Origin of the sequence: Candidatus Magnetobacterium casense (genome assembly GCF_019173545.1) — a bacterium.
Taxonomy (GTDB): domain Bacteria; phylum Nitrospirota; class Thermodesulfovibrionia; order Thermodesulfovibrionales; family Magnetobacteriaceae; genus Magnetobacterium; species Magnetobacterium cryptolimnobacter.
Window position 1 is genome coordinate 1 of record NZ_JABXWD010000769.1, and the last position, 1,097, is coordinate 1,097.

A 1,097-nucleotide genomic window follows, 5' to 3' on the forward strand; every position below is an offset into this window, starting at 1 on the left:
CCAGCCGTAAGATGTTCGCCCCCACACGTCATACCCTAATGGGTGGTAGCGATTGATGGGAACTTCTGCACCGCTGAAGAACTCCCCAATTATGGCATATTGTGCGCCGGGACCGTCTCGTATAATCAAATCCCGATCCCCAATGGTTACGACACCCAACGCTGGGAATAACTCTATCTCCCTCGTGTCCAACCATGCCGACTTGCCGTCGGGAACACAGACCGGATGATAGCAGTCGTCAGCGGGATCGTATAGGTTGGTATATTTGCTGATGTCCTCGTTGCCATCGGAACCCAGGGGAACAATGCCGGTAAATTTCGAGACCATAACGCTGTTGCGGAAGTTTTCGCCCACCCCAATGGCGTCGCTGAAGTGGAACGCCTTGACGCGCACGCCCGTGTCAGTCACTTCCTCAACTGCATGGATTTGCCCGGCAAAGGAGAGGAACTCCAGCTTGGGCATTTCGGGATAAGCAATTAGATCATACGGTGGCTCAAGCTGTATCTGACCTGATACGTTGTTGATGATACCGTTCGCGATGTCGCAGGCGTATTTCAGATTGTGCTGGTTCAGGTCAAGATACCACTGCACCCAAGCACGCGGCCAGCGCACGGTCGTGATCTTGCTGTTGCACAAGTGCGTTTCCTGGTAAGGTTTGGTTGCCGGATAGTTGGTCTCCGTATTGCCATGATCCCATGTCCAATCGGGACAGTTCTGCCGCGGCATATAGGTTTCCGTCACCTCGCAGTAATCCGTTTTGATGATACAGAATTGGGTGTTATCTGGTAGGTCTGATGTTTTCATAATTATTCCAGGTTAACGCTCCCATCCCATTGATTTGCAAAACCTCTTCCAGTCTGCAATATCCCAAGTTTTTAGATATCCATAATTATCTGGGTCGTTAAAACGGATTTCTGTGAGGTGACGGAAACCTACATGCCGCGGCAGAACTGCCCCGATTGGACATGGAACCACGGTGATACAACCACCAACTACCCGGCAACCAAGCCTTACCAGGAAACGCACTTGTGCAACAGCAAGATCACGACCGTGCGCTGGCCGCGTGCTTGGGTGCAGTGGTATCTTGACCTGAACCA

The 1,097-nt window shown here is 51.8% G+C and carries 1 protein-coding gene; it reads right to left on the reverse strand.

Annotated features, from left to right (window positions below; translation table 11 throughout):
- The coding region (locus HWQ67_RS19385) for a hypothetical protein (protein WP_218254339.1) at positions 1-804 on the reverse strand (804 nt) is incomplete at its 3' end.
- Positions 805-1,097: the final 293 nt, after the last annotated feature.